This is a genomic window from Tenacibaculum amylolyticum, assembly GCF_964511145.1.
Lineage (GTDB): Bacteria > Bacteroidota > Bacteroidia > Flavobacteriales > Flavobacteriaceae > Polaribacter > Polaribacter amylolyticum.
The window spans coordinates 147,168-170,065 of the sequence record NZ_CAZEFZ010000077.1; the positions used below are offsets into that span (position 1 = coordinate 147,168).

General features: G+C 31.5%; 24 protein-coding genes. 9 read left to right on the forward strand and 15 right to left on the reverse strand.

The window, feature by feature from the left end; translation table 11 throughout:
• Positions 1 to 4: 4 nt before the first annotated feature.
• From ACKTTC_RS20220 to ACKTTC_RS20240, 5 genes are all read left to right on the forward strand, one after another.
• The gene (locus tag ACKTTC_RS20220; protein WP_408041685.1) at positions 5 to 346 is read left to right on the forward strand and encodes a hypothetical protein; all 342 of its coding nucleotides are present in this window, start codon (positions 5 to 7) and stop codon (positions 344 to 346) included.
• Between the two features lie 32 nt (positions 347 to 378).
• Positions 379 to 921, forward strand: coding sequence for a YceI family protein (locus tag ACKTTC_RS20225; RefSeq protein WP_408041686.1), 543 nt, complete (start codon positions 379 to 381; stop codon positions 919 to 921).
• Entirely contained in the window at positions 899 to 1,285 is a 387-nt protein-coding gene (locus ACKTTC_RS20230; RefSeq protein ID WP_408041687.1) for a hypothetical protein, read from the forward strand. The genes ACKTTC_RS20225 and ACKTTC_RS20230 overlap by 23 nt, the downstream gene beginning before the upstream one ends.
• Complete coding sequence (locus ACKTTC_RS20235) at positions 1,267 to 2,142, forward strand: DUF5777 family beta-barrel protein (protein WP_408041688.1); 876 nt, start codon at positions 1,267 to 1,269, stop codon at positions 2,140 to 2,142. The genes ACKTTC_RS20230 and ACKTTC_RS20235 overlap by 19 nt, the downstream gene beginning before the upstream one ends.
• Positions 2,143 to 2,557: 415 nt before the next feature.
• Positions 2,558 to 2,980 carry a CBS domain-containing protein gene (locus ACKTTC_RS20240; RefSeq protein ID WP_408041689.1) on the forward strand — a complete coding sequence of 141 codons (423 nt, stop codon included), beginning with the start codon at positions 2,558 to 2,560 and terminating at the stop codon, positions 2,978 to 2,980.
• Positions 2,981 to 3,505: 525 nt separating this feature from the next.
• On the opposite strand, the gene ACKTTC_RS20245 is transcribed toward ACKTTC_RS20240, so the two are convergent.
• Positions 3,506 to 4,339 (reverse strand): universal stress protein, encoded by an 834-nt coding sequence (locus ACKTTC_RS20245; protein ID WP_408041690.1) that lies wholly within the window; start codon positions 4,337 to 4,339, stop codon positions 3,506 to 3,508.
• A 121-nt stretch (positions 4,340 to 4,460) separates the two neighbouring features.
• Here ACKTTC_RS20245 and ACKTTC_RS20250 point away from each other — a divergent pair, with 121 nt between their 5' ends.
• Positions 4,461 to 4,586 carry a hypothetical protein gene (locus ACKTTC_RS20250; protein ID WP_408041691.1) on the forward strand — a complete coding sequence of 42 codons (126 nt, stop codon included), beginning with the start codon at positions 4,461 to 4,463 and terminating at the stop codon, positions 4,584 to 4,586.
• Positions 4,587 to 4,854: 268 nt separating this feature from the next.
• Here ACKTTC_RS20250 and ACKTTC_RS20255 read toward each other — a convergent pair whose 3' ends face one another.
• The 11 genes from ACKTTC_RS20255 to ACKTTC_RS20305 form a co-directional block, all read right to left on the reverse strand.
• Entirely contained in the window at positions 4,855 to 5,556 is a 702-nt protein-coding gene (locus ACKTTC_RS20255) for a sulfite exporter TauE/SafE family protein (protein WP_408041692.1), read from the reverse strand.
• Positions 5,556 to 6,002 (reverse strand): FixH family protein, encoded by a 447-nt coding sequence (locus ACKTTC_RS20260; protein ID WP_408041693.1) that lies wholly within the window; start codon positions 6,000 to 6,002, stop codon positions 5,556 to 5,558. The genes ACKTTC_RS20255 and ACKTTC_RS20260 overlap by 1 nt, the downstream gene beginning before the upstream one ends.
• Before the next feature lie 12 nt (positions 6,003 to 6,014).
• Complete coding sequence (gene ccoG / locus ACKTTC_RS20265; protein WP_408041694.1) at positions 6,015 to 7,436, reverse strand: cytochrome c oxidase accessory protein CcoG; 1,422 nt, start codon at positions 7,434 to 7,436, stop codon at positions 6,015 to 6,017.
• 69 nt (positions 7,437 to 7,505) lie between these two features.
• On the reverse strand, positions 7,506 to 8,369 hold the full coding sequence (locus ACKTTC_RS20270; protein WP_408041695.1) for a cbb3-type cytochrome c oxidase N-terminal domain-containing protein: 864 nt from the start codon (positions 8,367 to 8,369) through the stop codon (positions 7,506 to 7,508).
• A 10-nt stretch (positions 8,370 to 8,379) separates the two neighbouring features.
• Entirely contained in the window at positions 8,380 to 8,547 is a 168-nt protein-coding gene (locus ACKTTC_RS20275; protein WP_408041696.1) for a CcoQ/FixQ family Cbb3-type cytochrome c oxidase assembly chaperone, read from the reverse strand.
• A gap of 4 nt (positions 8,548 to 8,551) precedes the next feature.
• Positions 8,552 to 10,750: a cytochrome-c oxidase, cbb3-type subunit I gene (gene ccoN, locus ACKTTC_RS20280; RefSeq protein WP_408041697.1), complete on the reverse strand. Its 2,199-nt coding sequence runs from the start codon at positions 10,748 to 10,750 to the stop codon at positions 8,552 to 8,554.
• Between the two features lie 18 nt (positions 10,751 to 10,768).
• Entirely contained in the window at positions 10,769 to 10,936 is a 168-nt protein-coding gene (gene ccoS / locus ACKTTC_RS20285; protein ID WP_408041698.1) for a cbb3-type cytochrome oxidase assembly protein CcoS, read from the reverse strand.
• 81 nt (positions 10,937 to 11,017) lie between these two features.
• Positions 11,018 to 12,379, reverse strand: coding sequence for an oxygen-independent coproporphyrinogen III oxidase (gene hemN, locus ACKTTC_RS20290; RefSeq protein WP_408041699.1), 1,362 nt, complete (start codon positions 12,377 to 12,379; stop codon positions 11,018 to 11,020).
• Positions 12,380 to 12,399: 20 nt separating this feature from the next.
• The gene (gene deoD, locus ACKTTC_RS20295; protein WP_408041700.1) at positions 12,400 to 13,098 is read right to left on the reverse strand and encodes a purine-nucleoside phosphorylase; all 699 of its coding nucleotides are present in this window, start codon (positions 13,096 to 13,098) and stop codon (positions 12,400 to 12,402) included.
• A 2-nt stretch (positions 13,099 to 13,100) separates the two neighbouring features.
• Entirely contained in the window at positions 13,101 to 13,766 is a 666-nt protein-coding gene (gene deoC, locus ACKTTC_RS20300; RefSeq protein ID WP_408041701.1) for a deoxyribose-phosphate aldolase, read from the reverse strand.
• Between the two features lie 5 nt (positions 13,767 to 13,771).
• Positions 13,772 to 16,141 (reverse strand): heavy metal translocating P-type ATPase, encoded by a 2,370-nt coding sequence (locus ACKTTC_RS20305; RefSeq protein WP_408041702.1) that lies wholly within the window; start codon positions 16,139 to 16,141, stop codon positions 13,772 to 13,774.
• Between the two features lie 132 nt (positions 16,142 to 16,273).
• On the opposite strand from ACKTTC_RS20305, the gene ACKTTC_RS20310 reads away from it, so the two are divergent.
• Entirely contained in the window at positions 16,274 to 16,969 is a 696-nt protein-coding gene (locus tag ACKTTC_RS20310; protein ID WP_408041703.1) for a Crp/Fnr family transcriptional regulator, read from the forward strand.
• 81 nt (positions 16,970 to 17,050) lie between these two features.
• Here ACKTTC_RS20310 and ACKTTC_RS20315 read toward each other — a convergent pair whose 3' ends face one another.
• Complete coding sequence (locus ACKTTC_RS20315) at positions 17,051 to 19,345, reverse strand: fibronectin type III domain-containing protein (protein ID WP_408041704.1); 2,295 nt, start codon at positions 19,343 to 19,345, stop codon at positions 17,051 to 17,053.
• Between the two features lie 171 nt (positions 19,346 to 19,516).
• Between ACKTTC_RS20315 and ACKTTC_RS20320 the strand changes: the two genes are divergently transcribed.
• Together ACKTTC_RS20320 and ACKTTC_RS20325 are read left to right on the forward strand one after the other, a co-directional pair.
• Positions 19,517 to 20,365: a DoxX-like family protein gene (locus tag ACKTTC_RS20320; RefSeq protein ID WP_408041705.1), complete on the forward strand. Its 849-nt coding sequence runs from the start codon at positions 19,517 to 19,519 to the stop codon at positions 20,363 to 20,365.
• Between the two features lie 253 nt (positions 20,366 to 20,618).
• Positions 20,619 to 20,750 (forward strand): hypothetical protein, encoded by a 132-nt coding sequence (locus ACKTTC_RS20325; RefSeq protein WP_408041706.1) that lies wholly within the window; start codon positions 20,619 to 20,621, stop codon positions 20,748 to 20,750.
• Positions 20,751 to 20,756: 6 nt separating this feature from the next.
• Here ACKTTC_RS20325 and ACKTTC_RS20330 read toward each other — a convergent pair whose 3' ends face one another.
• Complete coding sequence (locus ACKTTC_RS20330) at positions 20,757 to 21,704, reverse strand: MBL fold metallo-hydrolase (protein ID WP_408041707.1); 948 nt, start codon at positions 21,702 to 21,704, stop codon at positions 20,757 to 20,759.
• Positions 21,705 to 21,727: 23 nt separating this feature from the next.
• Complete coding sequence (locus ACKTTC_RS20335) at positions 21,728 to 22,333, reverse strand: DUF6985 domain-containing protein (RefSeq protein WP_408041708.1); 606 nt, start codon at positions 22,331 to 22,333, stop codon at positions 21,728 to 21,730.
• Positions 22,334 to 22,898 lie beyond the last annotated feature (565 nt).

The following is a 22,898-nucleotide window of genomic DNA, read 5'->3' on the forward strand; positions in this document are numbered from 1 at the left end:
AGAAATGAGAAAGATATTTTACATACTAATTACTCTTATAATAACAAGTTGTACTACGGCAGAAATTCCTTTAGTAGGAGAAATTCCATCAGATAGAAAAGTAAGTTATAACACAGACATACAGCCAATCATTTTTAATAACTGTTTAACCTGTCATAGTTCTGTAAATCCTGCCAATGGTTTGATTTTAGAAACATATACGCAAGTAAGAAACTCAGCAGAAAACGGAACATTAATTCAACGATTAAACGATGCAGCAAATCCAATGCCACAAAGCGGTTTATTAACTCCAGATAGAAGAGCATTATTTGATAAGTGGAAGGTTGAAGGATATCCAGAGAATTAATAAAAATAAAGAACTTTTTAAAACAATTAATTATGAAGAAATGGATGCTTGTAATAACTGTATTATTAAGCCAATCAATAACTGCACAAAAATATTTTACAAGAACAGGAAAAACTCATTTTAAAGCTTCAGTAGCAGCCTTTGAACCTGTAGCAGCTAATAACAATAGTACAACAGCAATTTTAAAAGCTAGTACAGGAGACATAGCTGCACAACTTTTTGTAAGTGCTTTTCGATTTAAAGTTGCTTTAATGCAAGAACATTTTAATGAGAATTATATGGATAGTGATGTGTATCCGAAAGCTACTTTTAAAGGAAGGTTAGAAGATTTTTCATTGGATAAAATAGCTTCTAAAAAAGAACTACCGTTAAAAGGAATATTGACCATCAAAGGAAAACAAAAAGAAATAGAGCTTTTAGCATCGGTTGAATTGGTTAATGAGCATATAAAAATCAATGCTCATTTTCCAGTAAAACCTGAAAATTTCGGAATTAAAATCCCAAGTATTGTACGTAAAAAAATAGCTAAAGAAATTTTAATAGACATCGCTTATGAGTTGGTTAAAAAAGAATAAGAAACTTGTGCTCATACTACTTATTATTTTAGGAGTATACAGTGTGTACAAATACATGTATAAGCCACCAATAAGTATTGAAGTAGCAGCTGTAAGTTTTACAGGAAATGCTATGGAGCTTTTAGAGAAAAGCAATAAAGATTTTAGGGTGTGGAATCAAAAAATAGTTGAGGTAAAAGGTATTGTTACTTCTAAAGATGTGAAAGGAATTACATTAAATGAACAAGTGTATTGCCAATTGAAAAACACCAATGCTTTATTACAAATAGAAAAGCAACAAGAAATACAAATAAAAGGTCGTGTTATAGGCTACGATGATTTACTAGAAGAATTAAAATTAAACGAATGTATACTTATAAAATAAAGAAGTTTTTAATTGTCTTTTTATCATTATGGACATTGAGTTTTTATGCACAAGACGATTTGTTAGACGAACTAGATAAAGAAACGAAATCTGATACAAAATATAGTTTTCCAGCTTTTAAAGCCATGCAAATAGGAAACCTACAATCTACTAAAATAGCAGAGAAAGGAGATCTATATTTAATTGTAGCGCACAGATTTGGTTCTATAAAAGGTGGAGTAGAAGAGTTTTTTGGTTTAGACCAAGCAAATACAAAAATTCAATTAGCATATAGTTTTTGGAAAGGAGTGCAATTGAGTTTAAGTAGAGATAGTTTCGAGAAAACATATTCAGGAACTGCAAAAGTGGGTGTTGCAAAACAGTCGAATACATTTCCGTTAAATATAGTTGCTTATGGAAGCGCAGATATAAATACAGAAATTAAAAAAGCAAATTATCCGAATTTAAAGTTTGGAGATCGTATGAGTTATACAATGCAATTATTACTATCTCGAAGAATTTCTAAAAAGTTGTCTTTAGAATTTGCTCCTTCATTTGTACGTCAGAATTTACAAGATATTAATTTATCAGGAGGAAGAAGTCATAACCAGTTTTTAGCGGCTATAGGGGGAAGGATGAAAGTAAGCAAACGTATGAGTATTAATATGGAGTATGCATATAATTTCAGTAAACATATAAATTCAGTATATAATAATCCGCTAACATTAGGTGTAGCTATAGAAACAGGTGGACATGTGTTTCAGTTACTGTTTTCTAATGCTAGAGGAAGTAACGATAGTGCTTTTTTAACAAAAGCGCGTGGGGATTGGTCTAAAGGAGAAATATCTTTTGGGTTTAATGTGGTGAGAGTTTTTTAGAACTTTAGAATCATAGCATATTTTTATGTTGAAGCCTTCTCTTATCTAGAGAAGGTTTTTTGTTTAGAGTTGTTCAATAAGATTGGAATAATAATTTATTCCCTTTCTTTTCCTTGATGAAAAGAAACAAAAATCAAGACTTCGAATAAAAATTTGAGAAAATACTACGGAACCTTCCACAGATAAAAAGAACTCACTAGCGTTCGAACAGCTTTTTATCTTTTAGCCTATGCTGCTTCCTTGATTTTCAAAATTTTGATTCAGAGGTCGCTTCTTCAAGAGGGGTATTATTTAAATATGTCAATATTTTAAGTTGAATTCATGTCAACATAGAAAATTTATAATAGCATGACAAAAATCATAGTTATCAAAGTGTAGTTTTCTGAAATTTGAATAGAATTTAAAAACAAAAATTATGAAGCAAAGAACTCCCGTATCTAAAATAATGAGCACAAATTTAGTAACTCTAAATAATACAGATGATTTAACAAGTGCAGAAGAATTATTCAAATTACATGAGATTAGACATATTCCTGTTGTAAGTGGAAATGACGTAATAGGAATGCTAAGTCATACAGATTTAATGCGAGTAAGTTATGCTGAGAATGTAGAAGAGTATGAAACAGAAGTAGGAGTTGTGCTGAATAGTATTTTTACGATAGACCAGGTAATGGCAAAAAATGTAGAATGTGTAAAAGAAACAGATACGATTAAAGAAGTAGCACAAATTTTAGCAACACGTGAGTTCCATGCATTGCCAGTTACAGATACAAACGATAAACTAGTAGGTATTGTTACCAGTACAGATTTAATTCAATATTTATTAGAACAATATTAAAAATCCCCCCATTATGTTGTTTTGATAGTTTAGTTTAAAAATAACTAAGCTCCTAAAAAGGAAGTGCATTTGCACTTCCTTTTTTAATTAGGGATGATAAAATTGGGAGATTATAGAAATAGGTAAGTAGTTTGTTGCTCCGAAGAGCTCCCTTGGAGCATCCTTCGACAAAACTCAAGGATCACCCACGATAACGTATTGTTTCTATTTTTGATACTATTTTTAACATAGTTGAAAATGATAAAAAAAACACGTCATTCCGAAGAAGTGAAACGACTGAAGGAATCTTCCAATCGAAAAACAGATTGCTTCGTTTTCCCTTCGAGTTTCCTCAGGGAACACTCGCAATGACATTGAGCTATGTCATTCTAAACGATGCTTGAGGAAACTCGAAGGCAAAGTGAAGAATCTATTGTTAAGGGATTATATAAAGTACCATTCCTGCTTAAGTAAGTACTTGTATAGATACTAACCTTTACAGGAATGATATTTTGAAAAAGAAAATCAATGTATAATACTTTCGAGTTACATCTTAATCGTTAAAACTGGTTTTTTTGCATGATTGGCAATATCTTCAGAAATACTTCCATTAAAGAAATGAGCAAGTCCTTTTCTACCATGCGTACCCATTACAATTACATCAGAACTATTTTCTTTAGCATATTCTAGGATACCATTTTCAACACTTAAGTCATCTACAAAAGCAACTTCTTCTAGCACTGGATCAATAGTTTTAGTTTTTTCTAAAAATTGAGCTACTTTGTCTTTTTGTTGCTTCGTGGTTAAGAATTCACCATAAGGAGTATTTACATACAACAGTTTTAATGAACAACCTAAAGTAGCGAGTAACCTTTTTGCTTTTTTATAAGGAACAATATCATTGTCTGAAAAACTACATGCGAATACAGCATTTTTAAACATTGAAGGCACTGGCATTCCTTTTACAACCAATACAGGAACTTCTGAAGTACGAACTACTTTCTCTGTGTTAGAACCAATAAAGGCTTCTTTAAATCCTGAAGCTCCCAAAGAGCCCATGATAATTAAATCGGCTTCTTCAGCCACAGCAAGATCGTTTAATTCAGCAAAAATTTTATAATGTTTAATGATTGGCGTTATCTTAACATCAGATAAATATTCTCTGTCTAAAAATTCTTTGAACTTTCTCTCTGCTATTTTAAAATAATAAACAGTTTCTTCTTGAACATATGAATTAGGAACAGATGCAATTGCGTTAGAAAGTTCTAACATATGAACTACTATAAGCTCAGCATCATGTTGCTTAGCAAACATGGCTGCAGTTCTTAATGCATTTTCTGAATACAATGAAAAGTCTACGGGAACTATGATTTTTTTCATAATGATAACGTTTTGAATTCTTACTTAAAAGTAGTTCGAAAAGAGATTAAAAACTATGATTTCCATCATGCTTTACATTGAAAATATGAAGTAAATTGGTATAAATATTAACTCAGAAAAGATGAAAAATTTACCGTTAGTTTCTTGGAGTAACGGAGCTGTTATGATTGCTGTTTTTGCTCTAGTTTGCGTTATTTTAATCGGAGTTGTTTTGCTTTTAGTAATGGGAGGGAAGCGCAAAGAATAATGAAAAGCTTCAGCTCAAATTAGAGTTGAAGCTTTTTGCTTTTTTAATGTTTTAGTCATTACGAACGAAACGAAGTGTAATGAAGTAATCTGTTATTTTTAATAAATAGATTGCTTCTTTCATTCTTCAATCGCAATGACGTAAAATATTTTTCATTTAGAAAAATGTTTATTCTCTGTAATAGATCCTTCGTTCTTCCTTCAACAAGGCTCAGGAAACACCTTATATCTTTTCTTCTTGATTTTTTATCATTTCGAACAACTTCTTCTTAATGACAAACTTGAGATTGTTCTACTAAATTACTTACAGCACCAGTAGGAGAGATGTATGGAATATCTAAACCTAACCCTCTTAAAATAAACAATATACCAATAGCAACAACTGCTATAGGAATAATTTGTTGGAGTCTTCTTCTAAATAAACCACTGGTAAAGTTACCAAAGTATACCACAGCGCTCATTAGAGGAATGGTACCCAAACCAAATAAAAACATATATAAACTTCCTAGCAGCACGTTATGTGTGGTAATAGCTCCTAAAACAGCCATATATACTAAACCACAAGGAAGAAAACCATTTAAAAAACCAATACTAAAGAAAGTACTGGTTCCTTTGGTTTTTAATTCTTTACCTAATTTCGATTTTACTTGTATGATGAATCTATTTAAAGGATTGGTGAATTTTATCTTACGAAAAATAGTAGGAGTAACTACTAATAAAATCATAAGTGTACCGGTAGCAATAGATAAATGTTGTTGAAAATCGAAAAGCTCAAACCCTTTTCCTAAAATTCCAAATACAAGACCAATAAAACTATAGGTAGTTAATCGTCCTAAATGATAACTGCTAATTTGAAAAACTTGCTTTACTTGATTTTTTCGGTCTACTGGAAGCATAAAAGCTATTGGTCCACACATACCAACACAGTGTAAACTTCCTAAAAAACCAAATATGAGCGCAGTAAAAATCATTAATAGGTTAGTTCTTCTTGATGTAAATAAGGAGTTTTGTTGTATTTAAATGCGACAGTAATGTTCCAACGGCCACCCAATAAGTGATTCTCAGGCACGAGCATATAGGTATTGGTTAAAGAAATAGGAATTTCTAAGTCCAATTGTTTATTGGATGGCCTGTATAGGAACACTGTACCTTCAATTTCTTGGGGATTAAAATCTTTAGGGAAATTGATTTTCAAGCCTTTTTCAGATCGTATAATTTGAATAGGATGCTTTAGTTGTTTGGCATTTTTAATAGCATCAATATTGTTTTGATATTGTAACTCTTTCTGATAATATTGATCTGTTACCAAATCATGATTATAATTTTTATCTGTAGTCATTGTAATTACCATAAATAGGATAAATCCAATAAAGGCAATAATTGCAATAACGATTCCTGTACTCCAGTTAACTTTCATATGCGTTTAATTTTATCTAAAACTTCTAGGTCCTAAGAAATTGGTTTTCGTAGTTTCTATAAGTTTTCCATTGCTATACACTCCAATTTTGAGCTTTGTTTTATCCTTTTTTAATTGAGATTGATGTAATTCAATAAAAAGTGACCCTTCTGCTAACCCTTGTTTTGGAATATTAAAGTTTTGATGGGTAACAGTTTCAATTTTTCCTTTATGAGATAGTAATTTATAACTTACGTTAGGTATTTCTTCTGTGGTTTTATTAATTACTTTATAAGAATATACATTGCTAATAATTCCATCTTCTTTATGCTGATATAATTGCCCAGGTAATCGAAAAACTTTTGCTTCTACGTCGTTACGCAAGAAAAGCATACCTGTTAAGATTCCAATTAAAATAGCAAGCACAGCGGTGTATCCTTTCATTTTTAAAGTAAACTTGAAAGGAGTTTTCTTTTCAATGTTCTCGATACTAGCAAAACGAATTAATCCTTTAGGATATCCTACTTTTTCCATAATGGTATCACATTCGTCTATACAAGCAGTACAGTTTACACATTCCAATTGTGTTCCGTTACGAATATCGATTCCAGTAGGACATACATGAACACATTGTTTACAATCAATACAATCTCCTTTACCAGAAGCTAGTCTATCTTCTCTTTTATTGAATTTAGCACGTCCTTTTTCTTTTTCACCACGTTTATAGTCGTATGCAACAACTAAAGATTGATTGTCTAATAATACACCTTGTAAACGTCCATATGGACAAGCAATAATGCATACTTGTTCTCTAAACCATGCAAAGACAAAATAAAAAACTCCAGTAAAAATAAGTAGTGCAATAAATGTACTAAGTTGTTTAAAAGGCCCTTGTATAATGTATTGTAATAGTTCATCACTTCCTATTAAATACGCTAAAAACACATTAGCAATTAGAAATGAAATGATAAAGAAAGCAGTCCACTTAGTAATTCTTTTTCTTATTTTTTCTGCATTCCAAGGTTGTTTGTTTAATCGTATTTGTTTTCCTCTGTCTCCTTCAATCCAATATTCAATTCTTCTAAAAACCATTTCTAGAAAAATAGTTTGTGGGCAAATCCAACCGCAGAAAATTCTACCAAATACAACAGTAAAGAGTGTAATAAATACCACTCCAATAATCATAGAGATTACAACTAAATGGAAATCTTGAGGCCAAAAAGGAAATCCAAAAATGTTGAATTTTCTATCAAATACATTGAAAAGTAAAAACTGATTTCCTTTGATTTTTATAAAAGGCGCCAAGAATAAAAAAGCGAGTAAGAAGTAACTAACATACGATCTGTATTGGTACCATTTCCCGCTTGGTTTTTTAGGAAACACCCAAGCACGATTACCACCCGAGTCTATTGTCCCGATACTATCTCTGAAATTTTCGTTTTTGGGTGTTTCCATGATCAACTAAAAAAACTAACTATCTACTAATTATGACTTTGAAATTATTTTTTATCTATTGAAGTATTGTTATTCCTCTTCCCAAACTTCACCTTGCGGTTTTTTAGGTTTAGCGGGTGTGCTTCCTTCTAAAGAGATTACATAACTGGCTACTTTTTGAATGTCTTGAGGTTTTAAGGTACTTTTCCATGCTACCATTCCTTTACCATCTCTACCACCATTATAAATTGTATTAAAGACATTTTTGAATCCGCCACCTAAAATCCAATATTCATCTGTTAAATTAGGACCAATTCCACCACCACCATCAGGTGCATGACAAGAAGCACAGTTTAATCTAAATACAGCTTTTCCTCTGTTAACATCTGAAGCATCTGTAAGTAACTCTACCTTTTCTACATCGAAAGCATTTGGAGTAGCTGCTTTATATTTTTCTATTTCCATTCGTGCTTTTGCCATCGATTTTTCATATTCCATTTCCTGTGTATCTCCACCAGCAACATGAAAACGAATAAGGTATATTACTCCAAATACAATAGTAACATAGAAAAGATACACCCACCAAGGCGGTAATACATTATCTAGTTCTTTAATACCATCGTAGTTATGATCTAATTCTATGGTATGTTCTTCTTCTATAGCTCTAGTTCTAGTAAAACGGCGTACTAGTTTTTTTGCCCATGCCCATTCATCTACTTCTTCAGGGACAATTCCCTCTTTTTCCATTTTAAATTCTTCAGCAATCTTCTGAACAGTATGGTTGAAGTATTCTTTAACTAAAACTACTAATGCCAATGCTACTATTAAAATCCATACTAAGGGATTTTCATATAAGCTAAAAGGGTTCTGATAGGTTGTAATTGCTTTAATTAAGGCCCAAAAACTGATGCCTACAAAAGCGATATATATTATAGATTGAAAAGTTCTTTTCATAATAGGCTATTTAATTGTCTAGTGGTAAGTTGCTAACTTCTTTTATGTAAGCTTTTTTCGCAGTGAAGACCCACCAAAAAAGCAATACGAAAAAGGTAAAGAATATGGATAATGAGATGATTGGATAAATCTCAATTCCTGTGATACTTTCTAAATGATTTTTTACAAATTTTAGCATTGGTTTAGTTTTTAGATAGTTTATTTTCCACGTCTTTAACTTTAATATCCACTCCTAATCGTTGTAAATAAGCGATTAGTGCTACAATCTCTCGATCCTTCATTTCTACAAAAGGTAAATTGTTTTCTAAAGCATACTTTTTATCACTTTCGTATGTTCTAGCAAAATCTGGATCGTTATATAAATTCTGTTGAATTTGTGAACCTTGCTCGTCCATACTTTTCTGAGCATTTGCAATATCTTCTTCTGTGTATGGAACTCCTAAAGTTACCATAGCTCTCATTTTATCTTCTGTTAACGACTTGTCCAGTTTGTTTCGAATAATCCATTGGTAAGCTGGCATAATAGATCCCGGAGAAGTACTTTGTGGATCGTACATGTGATTGAAATGCCAATTGTCGTTATACTTTCCTCCAATACGGTGTAAGTCTGGACCTGTACGTTTACTTCCCCATAAGAATGGATGGTCGTATACATATTCACCTGCTTTAGAATACTCTCCATAACGTTCTACTTCACTTCTGAAAGGACGAATCATTTGTGAGTGACAAGAAACACATCCGTTAGCAATGTAAATGTCTCTACCTTCTAACTCCAATGGAGAATATGGTTTTACTGCTTTTATATAAGGAATGTTGGATTCTACCATTAATGTAGGTACGATTTGAACCACACCACCAATTAAGATTGCAATTGTTGCATAGATGGTTAATTTAATAGGTTTACGCTCTAACCATGTATGCCAAGTTTCTCCACTAGTTCTATATTTAGATACTTTTGTTAAGGCAGGAGCTTCAGCTAAATCGTCTGTAACTTCACTTCCTTTACGAACAGTTTTGTAGATATTAAATATCATGACAACAGCTCCTAAAATGAATAAACTACCTCCAATAGCACGCATCCAATACATCGGAACTATTTCTTGTACAGTTTCTAAGAAGTTTCCGTAGGTTAAAGTACCATCTGGGTTGAATTGTTTCCACATAAAAGCTTGAACAAATCCTGCTACATACATAGGTAATGCATACATAACTATTCCTAATGTACCAATCCAGAAATGGAAATTAGCCATTCCTCTAGAGTATAACTTTGTTTTAAATAATTTAGGAACTAACCAGTAGATCATACCAAAGGTCATAAAACCATTCCATGCTAATGCACCTACGTGTACGTGTGCAATAATCCAGTCTGTAAAGTGCGCAATAGCATTTACATTTTTAAGCGATAACATTGGTCCTTCAAACGTAGCCATACCATAACCAGTAATAGCAACTACCATAAACTTAAGTACAGGATCTTGACGTACTTTATCCCAAGCACCACGTAAGGTTAATAATCCATTAATCATACCTCCCCAAGACGGAGCAATAAGCATTATAGAGAATACAACTCCTAAATTCTGTGCCCAGTTAGGTAAAGCTGAATACAATAAGTGGTGAGGACCAGCCCAGATATAAATGAAAATTAAGGACCAAAAGTGAATGATAGATAGCTTGTAAGAATATACAGGTCTATTAGCAGCTTTTGGAACAAAATAATACATAAGTCCTAAGAAAGGAGTGGTTAAGAAAAATGCAACGGCATTATGTCCGTACCACCACTGTACTAATGCATCTTGAACACCAGCATAAACTGAGTAACTTTTTAAACCACTAACAGGTAATTCTAAACTGTTAAAAATGTGTAATACAGCTACAGTAACGAAAGTTGCAAGGTAGAACCATATCGCTACATATAAATGTCGTTGACGACGTTTTAAAATCGTCCAAATCATATTTACACCAAATACTACCCAAACAATTGCAATGGCAATATCTATAGGCCATTCTAACTCTGCGTATTCTTTAGAAGTTGTGTACCCTAGAGGTAATGTTATAGCAGCTGCTATAATAATTAATTGCCATCCCCAGAAATTAATATTACTCAGTAAATCACTGGCCATTCTTGTTTTTAATAACCGTTGTAATGAGTAATACACTCCTGCATAAATAGCGTTACCTACAAAGGCAAAGATTACTGCATTGGTGTGTAAAGGTCTTAATCGACCAAAGCTTAGCCACGAAATACCGTCGGTAATGTTTGGGAATAAAAACATGAATGCTAAGAGTAATCCTACAGAGAACCCTACAATTCCCCACAACAGTGTTGCGTAGATAAATTTTTTCACGATTTTGTTATCGTAATAAAATTGTTGCATTTCCATAATCAATTGAATTAAAATCTATTTTTCGTTTGTTTTGTTAGTCACTAATTCATCATCAAACAACATTCTAACAGAAGGCGTATACGTATCGTCGTATTGCCCTTTTTTCACCGAAATAATAAAAGCTATAAAGAAGATAATTGCTACCAATACACTAACTGTTAATAGTACATATATTACGCCCATAATGTTGCCCGATAATTATACTTCAAAGGTAGTTGTAGGTGCTTTCTTAAACTATGACATTTGTCATAGTTTCCTATTAATTTAAATAGTCATGGAGAACAATTTTGTCTGTGGTTTTTTACGTTGTAGTCGAACGTCAAAAGCCATACAAATATTTCTAACAAAAGGACGTGCATCCTTTTTTACGTGTAGTTCTGAATTGTTAATAGTAAGTAAATTGTCGATCTCAATTTCTTTCAATAATTCTAAGGAATGATCGAGTTCTTTAAAAGTATTTTTTTCTTGTTTCCAAGAAGTTTTAAAGTGACACATAATGTTGAGTACATGTTGTCGAATAACTAAATCCTCTTCTGTTAAAATGTGTCCTCTAAATACTGGTATTTCACCATTATTTACAAGAGTTTGATATTCTTTTACAGTTTTTACATTTTGAGCAAAACCGTACCAAGAATCGCTAATGGCAGACATTCCTAACCCAATCATTAGTTGCGTTTTATTGGAAGTGTATCCCATAAAATTTCTATGCAATGTTTGAGTTTCAGTTGCTTTGTATAAGCTATCTGATGGCAATGCAAAATGATCCATACCAATTTCTACATAACCTATTTCAGAAAGTAGTTGTTTACCTAGTTCATATAAAACTCTTTTTTCTTCATTTTTAGGTAAATCTTCTTCTTTAAATCCACGTTGTCCAACTCCTTTTACCCACGGCACGTGTGCATAGCTGTAAAAAGAAATACGGTCGGGAAGGAGTTCTTTAGTTTTACGAATGGTATTGGTAATGCTCTCTTGAGTTTGAAAAGGCAACCCAAAAATTAAATCATGACTAATAGAAGTATATCCAATCTCACGAGCCCAATTCGTAACATTGGCTACATTTTCAAAAGACTGTTCTCTATGAATTGCTTTTTGAACTTTTGCATTATAGTCTTGAATACCAAAGCTAACTCTAGTAAAACCTAAATCGAATAAGGTTTGTAATTGTTTTTTGGTTGTGTTATTAGGGTGTCCTTCAAAACTAAATTCAAAATCAGGATGTTTAGTCGCGTTGTTGAAAATAGCATTGATGAGATATTGTAGATTTTCAGCAGTGAAAAAAGTAGGAGTTCCACCGCCTAAATGAATTTCCTTAATCACAGGGATTTCAGTCATTAAGTCTACATACAAGTTCCATTCTTTAATAAGTGTTTCTATGTAAGGCGTTTCTACTTCATGTCGTTTCGTAATGTGCTTATGACAAGCGCAGAACGTACATAAACTTTCACAAAATGGTAAGTGAATGTATAAGCTAATACCTTCTTTTTCATTGCTTTCTTGAAAAGACTTTTTAAAACTATGAATCCACTTTTCTTTAGAGAATGTATTAGCATCCCAATATGGGACAGTTGGATAACTCGTATATCTTGGTCCAGGAATGTTATATTTTTGAATAAGTGATTTCATAATTTATAAATGTTATCTGTTTAAGCAATATCTAAAGCGATTTCAATCATTTCTTTAAATGTTTGTTCGCGCTCGTTTGCAGAGGTTTTTTCTTTGGTTACTAAACTATCAGAAATAGTAAGAATGGTTAGTGCGTTTACATTGTGCTTTGCTGCTACAGTGTATAAACCGGCAGTTTCCATTTCTACACATAACACACCATATTCGGCCCATTTTTTAAAACTGTCAAAATCATCAGCGTAAAATTCATCAGAGCTAAAAATATTTCCAGCTTTTACAGGAATATCTTTTTTGTTTGCCGTGTGTATTGCTTTTTGAAATAACTCGAAGCTAGCTGTAGGTGCATAGTCAGCACCATTAAAACGGATTTTGTTTAATCCAGAATTTGTAGAAGCAGCCATAGCAATAACAATATCTCGTATTTTCACATCTTCCCTATAAGAACCAGCTGAGCCTACTCGGATTAAATTCTTGACATTATATTCAGTAATTAATTCTGTAGCATAAATTAAGGTAGAGGGAATTCCCATACCAGTACCTTGTACTGAAATTTTTTTACCGTTATACGTTCCTGTATATCCTAACATACCGCGAACATTGTTATAACAAACTGGATTTTCTAAAAAGGTTTCTGCAATCCATTTTGCTCGCATAGGATCTCCTGGAAGTAATACAGTTTCGGCAATGGCTCCTTTTTTGGTTTCAATGTGTAGACTCATTTTTAATATGAATTTGAATTAGCAGTTCCTGTAGTAACTAATGCAACTCCAGAAGAAGTACCTAATCGTTCAACCCCCATTGCTATATATTTTTGAGCTGTTTCAACATCTCTTATGCCACCAGCAGCTTTAATCTTAACTTGATCTTTTCCTACTTGTTTCATAAGTGCCACATCATCAAAAGTAGCTCCTCCTGTTCCAAAACCTGTAGATGTTTTGATATAATCTGCTCCTGCATTGACAGCCAATTGACTTACTGTTTTAATTTGCTCAGGAGTTAAATAACAATTCTCAAAGATTACTTTTAATACATTGTTACCAATTGCTTTTTTAATCAAACGAATTTCATTTTCAACAACATCATATTTACCATCTAATAAATTACCAACATTAATAACCATATCAATTTCAGTAGCTCCATCTGCAATTGCTTGCTTAGCTTCAAAAACTTTTGCTTGGGTATTCATAGCACCTAAAGGAAATCCAATAACTGCAGCGATGGCAACAGAACTATTTTCTAATTCTTTTTTAGCTAAAGGTACATACGAACCATTTACACATACTGCATAGAAATTGTATGTTTTAGCTTCGCTACACAATTGGATGATGTCTTTTTCTGTAGCTGTAGCTTTTAATAATGTGTGATCTATATATTGATTAAGTTTCATGTTTTTTAGTTTAGTTTTCTTCCGATAAAATTAGTACTTACTGTTGTAAATACTACTATACTAATAGAGCTTAACGGCATTAGAATAGCCGCAACGACAGGTGAAAGTTGCCCTGTTACTGCGAAATACAATCCGATAATATTATAAAATAGAGATATAATAAAGCAGTATTTAATAATTTGTACTGCTTGTTTAGAGGCTTTTACAAAACGGTATAACTTCTGAAATTGAGTAGCATCTAGAATACCATCACAAGCAGGAGAGAATACATTAATATTTTCAGAAATTGCAATTCCAACGTCACTTTGTGCTAAAGCTCCAGCATCATTTAATCCATCTCCAATCATAGCTACTTTTTTTCCTTTTTCTTGTAAATTAGAAATGTAGTTTAGTTTTTCTGCAGGTTTATGATTGAAAAGTAGGGTAGTATCTTTAGGAAGTTGTTGTTGTAAATATTTTTTTTCTCCTTCATTATCCCCAGAAACCACAGCTAAATCATATGAAGAAAATGCTTCAAAAACCTCTTTTACATTCGTTCTATAGGTGTTTTTTAAAGTGAATTTTCCTTTGTAATTATTGTCTAAACTAATATGAACTGAAGTGTCTAATGATGAAGGTTCTGAGGTATGTTTTACAAAAGACGCAGCACCAATTTTAATTTGATGTTTGTTTACAGTTGCTTCAACACCTTTTCCAATACGTTCTGTTACATTTTCAGTAGGTAAAATAGCATTTACTTCAATAGTATTATAAATAGTTCGACTTAACGGATGGTTAGAAACTCGTAAAGCACTTTTTAGTACTGTTTTTTCATCTATTGTTAAAGGAGTACCTTGATAGGTAACAGGATTATTTTTATGAGTTGTAATAGTTCCAGTTTTGTCAAATACGATTGTGTTTATTTGCGCCAATTGCTCTACAACAGTAGCGTTTTTTAGATATAATTTTTTCTTTCCAAAAATGCGTAGCATGTTTCCCATGGTAAAAGGAGCTGCTAATGCAATAGCACAAGGACAAGCAATAATTAATACTGCAGTAGCAACATTCAAGGCTTTCGTAGGATCTATAAATAGCCAAAGAGTAGTTGAAATAATTGCTATTAGTAGAATAATGATCGTAAAATGCTTGCTAATACTATCTGTTAATGTTTTAAACGTTGAATGTTTGTCTTTAGCAAAAACATCATTACTCCATAGTTGGGTTAAATAGCTTTGTTCAACCGATTTTAAAACTTCCATTTCTATAGCACCAGTAAGTTGTTTCCCTCCAGCAAAAAGTTTATCACCAGATGTTTTTGAAACAGGTATTGCTTCACCAGTTACAAAACTATAATCTATTTGTGCATTGCCATTAATTAAAATTCCATCGACAGGAATTAATTCTTGATTTCGAATTAATAATCGATCTCCTTTTTTAACATCATAAATTTGAATATTTTCTTCTGTTTTATCAGCTAGAATTTTGGTTACTGCTATAGGAAAATAGGATTTATAATCGCGTTCAAATGATAAGTAATTGTATGTTTTTTGCTGAAAGAATTTTCCTAGTAATAAAAAGAAAACCAACCCTGTTAAACTATCGAAGAAACCACTACCAATATCTAAAATGATTTCTACAGAACTTCTGATAAAAAGAACTAAAACACCTATAGCTATAGGTACATCAATATTTAAAATTCTAGATCGAATTCCTTTATATGCAGAAATAAAGTAATCTTGAGAAGCATATAATACTACTGGAATAGAAAAAGCAAACATTAACCAACGAAAAGTATGTTTGTATTTTTCGAGCCAGAATTCATTAACTTCAAAATATTCAGGGAAGGAGAGAAGCATGATGTTTCCAAAAGCAAACCCTGCTAATCCTAACTTATAAATAAGGCTTCTGTCTACTTGTTTTGTGTCAACTTCATAATCTTCTAAAGAGATGTATGGTTCGTATCCAATTGTACTTAATAATACTACAACTTCTTTTAAAGAAATTTGTTCGCTATTGAATGTAATACGTACTGTTTTTTTAGGAAAGTTTACTTGTGAAAGACTAATATCTTTTCGCAATTTATGAAGGTTTTCTAACACCCAAATACAAGAGCTACAATGTATATGAGGAATATATAAAGTTACAATTTGAATGTTATTATCATTAAAGTCCAAGAGCTTTTCAGCAATAGCTGAATTTTCCAGGTAATCATACTTCCCCTCAATTTCCTGCGGAATTGCCCCTGGACTATTTTGTAGGTTGTAATAACAGATTAAATCATTGTCTGAGAAAATCTCGTACACTGTTTTACAGCCATTACAACAAAATGCTTTATCGTGAAGTGTAATGTGTTCTTCATCACACAGATTTCCACAGTGATAACATTGTGTTCCCATATTTACTCGTTTGCCTATTGCAAAGTTGATGAGTAAAAAAAAGATAAACTATGACTTTTGTCAGCTTTTCTTTTTTGACTTACTGAAAGACTTTTTATAACTTTATAGTATTGGTATTAAGAAGAATTTATTATGAGTAAATGTGAGCAATGCATAATAAGAGAGTTAAATGCTTTAAAAGCATTAACAAAGGAAGAATTGGTTCGTATTTCTAATTGTAAAACCTCAAAAACAATTCAAAAAGGAGAAATTTTATTTAACGAAGGAGAGCATATTAATGGTGTTTTTTGTATTAAATCTGGAGTATGTAAAGTTTCTAAAATGAGTGAGAACGGTAGAGAACAAATTATTAATTTAATGAAGAGAGGAGATTTATTAGGAGAGCGAAGTTTAATTAGTAATGAAGTAGCGAATTTAAAAGCTACTGCTGTAAATAAAATGCAAGTTTGTTTTATACCAAAGAATGAGATTGTAAGAGATTTACAACAAAATCATGAGTTTAGCATGTCTTTTTTGAGGAATATGGCATTAACCTTAAAAGCAAATAATAACACCATTGTAGAAATGGCACAAAAAACGGTTAAACAACGATTAGCACATGCATTATTATACTTATCTGAAGAATTTGGTACAGATGAAGATGGAGCTTTAAATCTTCATTTAACTAGAGAAGATATCGCCAATATTATAGGTACTGCTACAGAAACTACTATTCGTTTATTATCTGGTTTTAAAAAGAAAGGACTGATTCAACTAAAAAATAAAGCCATTTTTGTACTTGATAAAAATGAGCTAAAATATATTTCTGATGGCGTTTTGAAAAGTTAAGTCTTTTAACGAGTCTATCTTAATAAAAAAACCGCTTACTAATGAAAAATAAGCGGTTTAAAATCAACATATATTCTTTGTTTATTTCTTAATAATTCTTTGAGTTTTTATCAATCGATCTCCTTGTTTTACAGATAAAATATAGATGCCCGAAGCATTTATATTTGGAGAAATTATTTTTCCACTAGGACCATTTACACGAAACGTTTCTTTATATACTTGCTTACCATTTGTATCAAAAAGTTGCAAAAACAATGGTTTATTAAAATAGTCGTTTTGAATTGTAATATTTATCTGATTTATAAATGGATTCGGATACACATCAAAATTACTCTCAGTGATTAATGGTGGATAAGCTGTTTTTGAATGATTAGATAATCTGTTGGCTGTTGTTCCGCAAACTCCTAAGAAATCCCATCCACTTGATGTTCTTTGAAAAAGGTTTCCATTATAAGTCACTTTGCTTCCTACTGAATAACTTACTCCACTTTGCCAAGGAGCAACGCCATCGCAAATATCTGATGAACCATCTCCATTATCGCTGTCAGTAGTATAAGTAATAATTAATTTAGGAGCTTTGTTTGCTCCACCTTCATATGAATCTGCTACACGTTTTGCAGAAGTATTCGTTAAGCTAGTACCTTTTCCTTTGATAATAAAACTCGCACTATTTCCAGAAATCCATCCATTTTTATTAGCTAAATCTTGTACCATGTTTTTTAAGTCTGGAGTACGCTGACCACTACCATTTTGATTGGAAGACCAAGCACTTGGGTTCCATGTAACTTTAGATGAAAAAGTAGGTCTGCTAGAAACATTATTACTATTAGAAAATGCAGCAGAGTTACTACTGTTGTGTAAACTAATTTCAAGTGCTGTATTAGCACTGTTGCTTTCATCAGCAGTAAATTGAATATAAGCGTTAGTAATAGTAGCATCTTTAGGTAAATTTACTCCTGTAAAACGTAAACCAATTTTTTGAAAACCATTACTGTTATAACTATCGTATACCATTTCTAAGTCGCTACTATTTGCATAAATAGTTCCATTTTCTCTTTCTTCTACATCGTTACTTCCGTTCGCAATAGCAACTTCAATAGTATTGCTTCCTGAATTTCCACCACCATTATCGCCTCCACCAGATGTATTTTTATTAATGGTAACAATACTACCATTAGATGGATTCCAGATATCTAAATTAGAAGGAATTAGGAACACATTTGTGTTTGATACAGATCCTACATTAGTTGCATTATCTACACGAACGGTTCTTGCTTCAATTTTATCTTCATCAATAAAAATCCATTTAAATTGATTAAAAGCACCAGAGTTACGCGTCCAGTCTTTATCATCATCGTTATTTCTAATTGGAGCTCCCCAGCAACCTTCACCAATATACACAGTTCCGTTTGCGTCATCTCTTACATAACCTTCATCACTTCCTGAAGCTGTAGATGGTTTTACTGGCCAAGTAGTTTTAACCATATGCGAATCACATTCAACAACTAATTTTACATTGTTGTTATAGAATAAGTTAGCCCAACTGTTATATTGTGTGTTGTTTTCTCTTTTAAAACGAGCATGAGGTCTTATTGGTCTGTGATATTGAGCTGTTTTCCAAATTACATTAGCATTAGCGCTTAAATCGTTTTGCAACCAAGTAGTTTGATTTCCTGAAATAGAGATTTCTGTATTTAATGTATAGGCTCTTACTAGATTATTACCAAATGTAATAGCATAGTATACGCTAGAAGAAGGTGTGTCAAAAAGATTATAAATACTGTTGTTACTGCCTTCATGATTTCCTCTAGCAGCAATAATCGGAAACATTCTACCATCTGAATCAATTGTTAATTGCCAATCATCAAACCAAGTTTGCCATTCGCTATTAGTATCTCTATTGGTCATATCTCCACCAAATAAAACAGCGTGTGGTTTAAGTTTAGATACTAATAAATTGGCATTTCTTCGAGGAGTTCTATTATTACGAGAGTCTCCTCCTGCAATAAATGATAATCTGCTATTATCTGAAGGAGCAGTTTTAAACCATAAACGACGACTAGTTCCTTGGTTATCTCTAATAACAAAATAATAAGAAGTATTAGGTTGTAAACCTGTTAATCGTACAAAATTATTGTTCATCCCTTTGTAAGAAGAGGTTCTACTTGGTGCCGCAGAGTTTGGATAATTAGTATAATTTGTTCCATAATCTGTTGTTCCGTAGTATACACGAGGATTACTACCAGAAATTTGGTTCCATCCAATAACAATAGAAGTTGAAGGATTTCCTCTAAGTGTTAAACGATACTTGTCTGTATTGGCATTTACGTTAAAATTAATAACGAATCCCAATAATAAAAAATAAATTTTTTTCATGATTAAAAAGGGGTTGGTTGATTAGTATTTGTAACGAAAGTAAAAAAGTTATAAGCTGGATAATCAGGTGTGTAGAATGTTAATTGAAAATTAAATCACGTAACAATTCGTTTAAAAAAACATAACAATTAGGAGTCTGTAAGTTAACTTTTGATCTATTTTTTTGTAGCTATGAAAAAAATAAACCTCCTTAGAATTACTGTGTTTTTAATATTTATTGGTCGTGCTTGGCAGCATTTATTTTGGGATGCTCCTTATCGTTCTTTCTTTTGGGATGAAGCATTATTACAGCCAATTGTAGAAGGTTGGTTTCATACTTCTTGGACATCTTATGTAACAAGTCCTAAAACGGATGCATTTATTCAAGGAGTTATCATAGGAAATGGAGTGTTATATCTGTTAGCAGCAATAATTACTTTATTTATAAATGAAAAGAATAAATGGTTATTGAAAACACCAATTTATTTGGGAGGAGTTAGCCTAATTTTTCTAGCTTTTCTGCTAACAAAAGAAAAGTTTTATCATGTTGCACAGTTTTTTGAGCATAGTATTCAGTTTGGGACACCTTTTGTTTTTCTGTATAGTTTACGAGAGAATTTTAGTAAACAAAGATTAGTATTGGTATTAAAAATATTAATTGCAATAACTTTTTTCTCTCATGGTTTGTATGCTTTTGGAGCATATCCAGTACCGGGAAAGTTTGTAGATATGGTTATTGGAATTTTAGGTTGTACAGAATCGTTTGCAATAACCTTCTTATACATTGCAGGTATTCTAGATTTTATACTGGCTATTTTATTGTTTGTTCCAAGAGCAGATCGCTATGCGTTGATATATGCTATTATTTGGGGGCTATTAACGGCTTTAGCACGTATTTTTGCTAACTTTTATATTGATTTTCCATTACAATCATTGCATCAATATTTATATGAAGTAATTTATAGATTGCCACATGGTTTGGTTCCGTTGGTAGTGTTATTAAAAATGAAAAATTATAAAGAAGTAATCTTTTCAAATTAATTTTTGATACTGAACTATCTTAATTGGTTATTTTTCGGGCGTTTTCTAGGAGTTGAAATGAATTATACCTTTATGGAATGTTAAAATGAAAGTAAATATGATACTTTAACATGCCTAAAAGTATAGTTAACGACATTTTAGGCTCATTCATCTATAATGAGCAGTTATTATCTATGAATTCAATTAATTTTAAGGTGTGTAAATGTTTTAAGCCCCTTTAGTTATGGTAACGCATATGTTATTGTTGAAAAAATTGAAATTCAAAATATTTGAAAACCAGGAACTTTCCTCAGAATTGTCTGATTCTATTTCCAATTTAAACGACCAAGGTAGTTTAACTGATGAGGAGTTTTTACAATTGATTAAATATCAGTCTAGTAATTAAAAAGTATTAGTTGTTGTAACTCTCAAAAAACTCAGTAGTTAATCGCTCAATTTCCTCGGTGTTATATTTTCTTGAGAAATGTACAGGAATAGCGTTTGGTACTTTACAGGTTTTCATTATTTCTCCAGATGCCTTCGAATAACTATGATAATTCAAATCTGCTAATTCTTTATCTTCTTCCTTATAAAAACTTTCAATAAACACGTTGTTACACTTTGAAAAAAGTGTTTTTATTTTTTCATGATTTTCTTCATTTGCTTTATGATCCATAATGATACCTACACTATCTCCTTGTTTTATAGAAAGTAAATTAAAGAGCTCTGATGCTTTGTATTGTGTGTCTTTAATTTGAATGATACGTTCAGATTTTTTATGTTCATAAGCTTCTTTCAACTCTCTAATCCAACTTCCTGGTGTATGATTAGAGTTTGAAAGATCAATTTTAATACTATCTTTTTCTTTAAATAAATAGGCTATAGAAGCTGTTTTATGATCTAGTATAGTATAATAAACATCGAAAATTTCATTACTGTAAACTATTGGGGAGCTATTATTTTCTAATGGTTTTATTTCCCATGTTAGTGGCTGAATTTCAGATCGAGTAATGTTTCCATTTTCATGAATTTCTCGAATTTCATAGGTAATGGCATCAGAAGCAATTAAATTCCACTCATAGCCTAGAATTTTCGATTGTATTTTTTGAGTAATTCCTTTTGGACCACAAATAATAACTCTCCTTTGAATGCCAATTTGATGTCGTAAGATAAAATCGAAATTAATAATATGGTCAATATGTGCATGACTGATAAAAATCGCATTGGTTTGCTGACAATCTTTTACTGTCAAATCTGAAGCATCACCACATTCACATATATAATTAAAAGCATGATTGTTCGCTTTTATAAGTATAGAAATATCTTCGTTGGGTTTACTTTTTAGTATAGGTATAAACATTATTTTCTTTTTCTAAGTGTTTTTTATTTCCAAAATTGCCACCATTTAGGTCGTTTGTATCTTTCTATTCTTTCGAATTGTTTTAGTAAGTAATCTTCTTCATCTGGAATTCCATATGCATCAGCATTAGTTAAATGGCCATCAATTGAACTAACTCGTGTGATATGTTTTCCTTGTTTAAAAACTAATTGCAAACCATGTTCTTGCTCCCAATCACATTCACAATTAATATTTATATAAATACTTTGGTCTTCATAATCTCTTCTAGTTACAAATATATGTGTAGGTTGAACAAAGTTCCATATATCATTTGGGTTTTTAATATCCCAGAGTGCTTGATCATCTTCGTCATATACTACAGCATTTAAAAAATCCATACAATTTTTATAGACGAGTTTTGAAATATCGAACTTATCACTTTCAGATTTAGTTAAGAATAATTGAAGCGCAGTATCAGCATCTTTTATAAATTCAGGATCATTTTCAGGTACAAAATCCATAAAAGTGATCTTTATTTCTTGATTATTAAAAAAAGGTATTATTATTAAATTACTTTCCCACCAGTCATTAAAATCATCATTTTGCCTGAGAATACCAATAATATTACTATTAACTGTATTTGTTTTCAATCGAATGCAATTTTTGAATTGTTGTCGGCTAAATTACAATTATTTATATATTGATTTCTGGTTGCACATATACAACAATCAAATATCCTACACATAAACCAATAACAGAAAAAATAACATCATACATATCAAATACATTATTTCCTCCTAAGTTATGAATCTTGAATTCTTGTGTTATTACATAAATACTAGCAGTTATAGTTGCTAAGATATATACAATGTTTCTTTTTATTTTATTCTTAGACCTATGTTGTAGCCATAAACCAATAAATGTGAGTGTTATAACACCAACAATTCCCTCAAAAAATTAGGTAAGGAAAGTGTTACAATTTTAATGAATTCAGGAGAATTACTTTCTAAAATTGTAGGTCTAGCAAACTTATTTATAGCAAATAAGAGAATAACAAATAGTTGTATACGTACTAATTTTTGAATAGTAGTCATTTTAGTAACCAGATTATTTGTTTGGTATGATAGATTAAGGTATAAAAATAATAAGAGCTATAGACTATGAAAATTATTTAAAATAAACGTTGGTAATTAATTACATAAAAAAAAAGTTTTT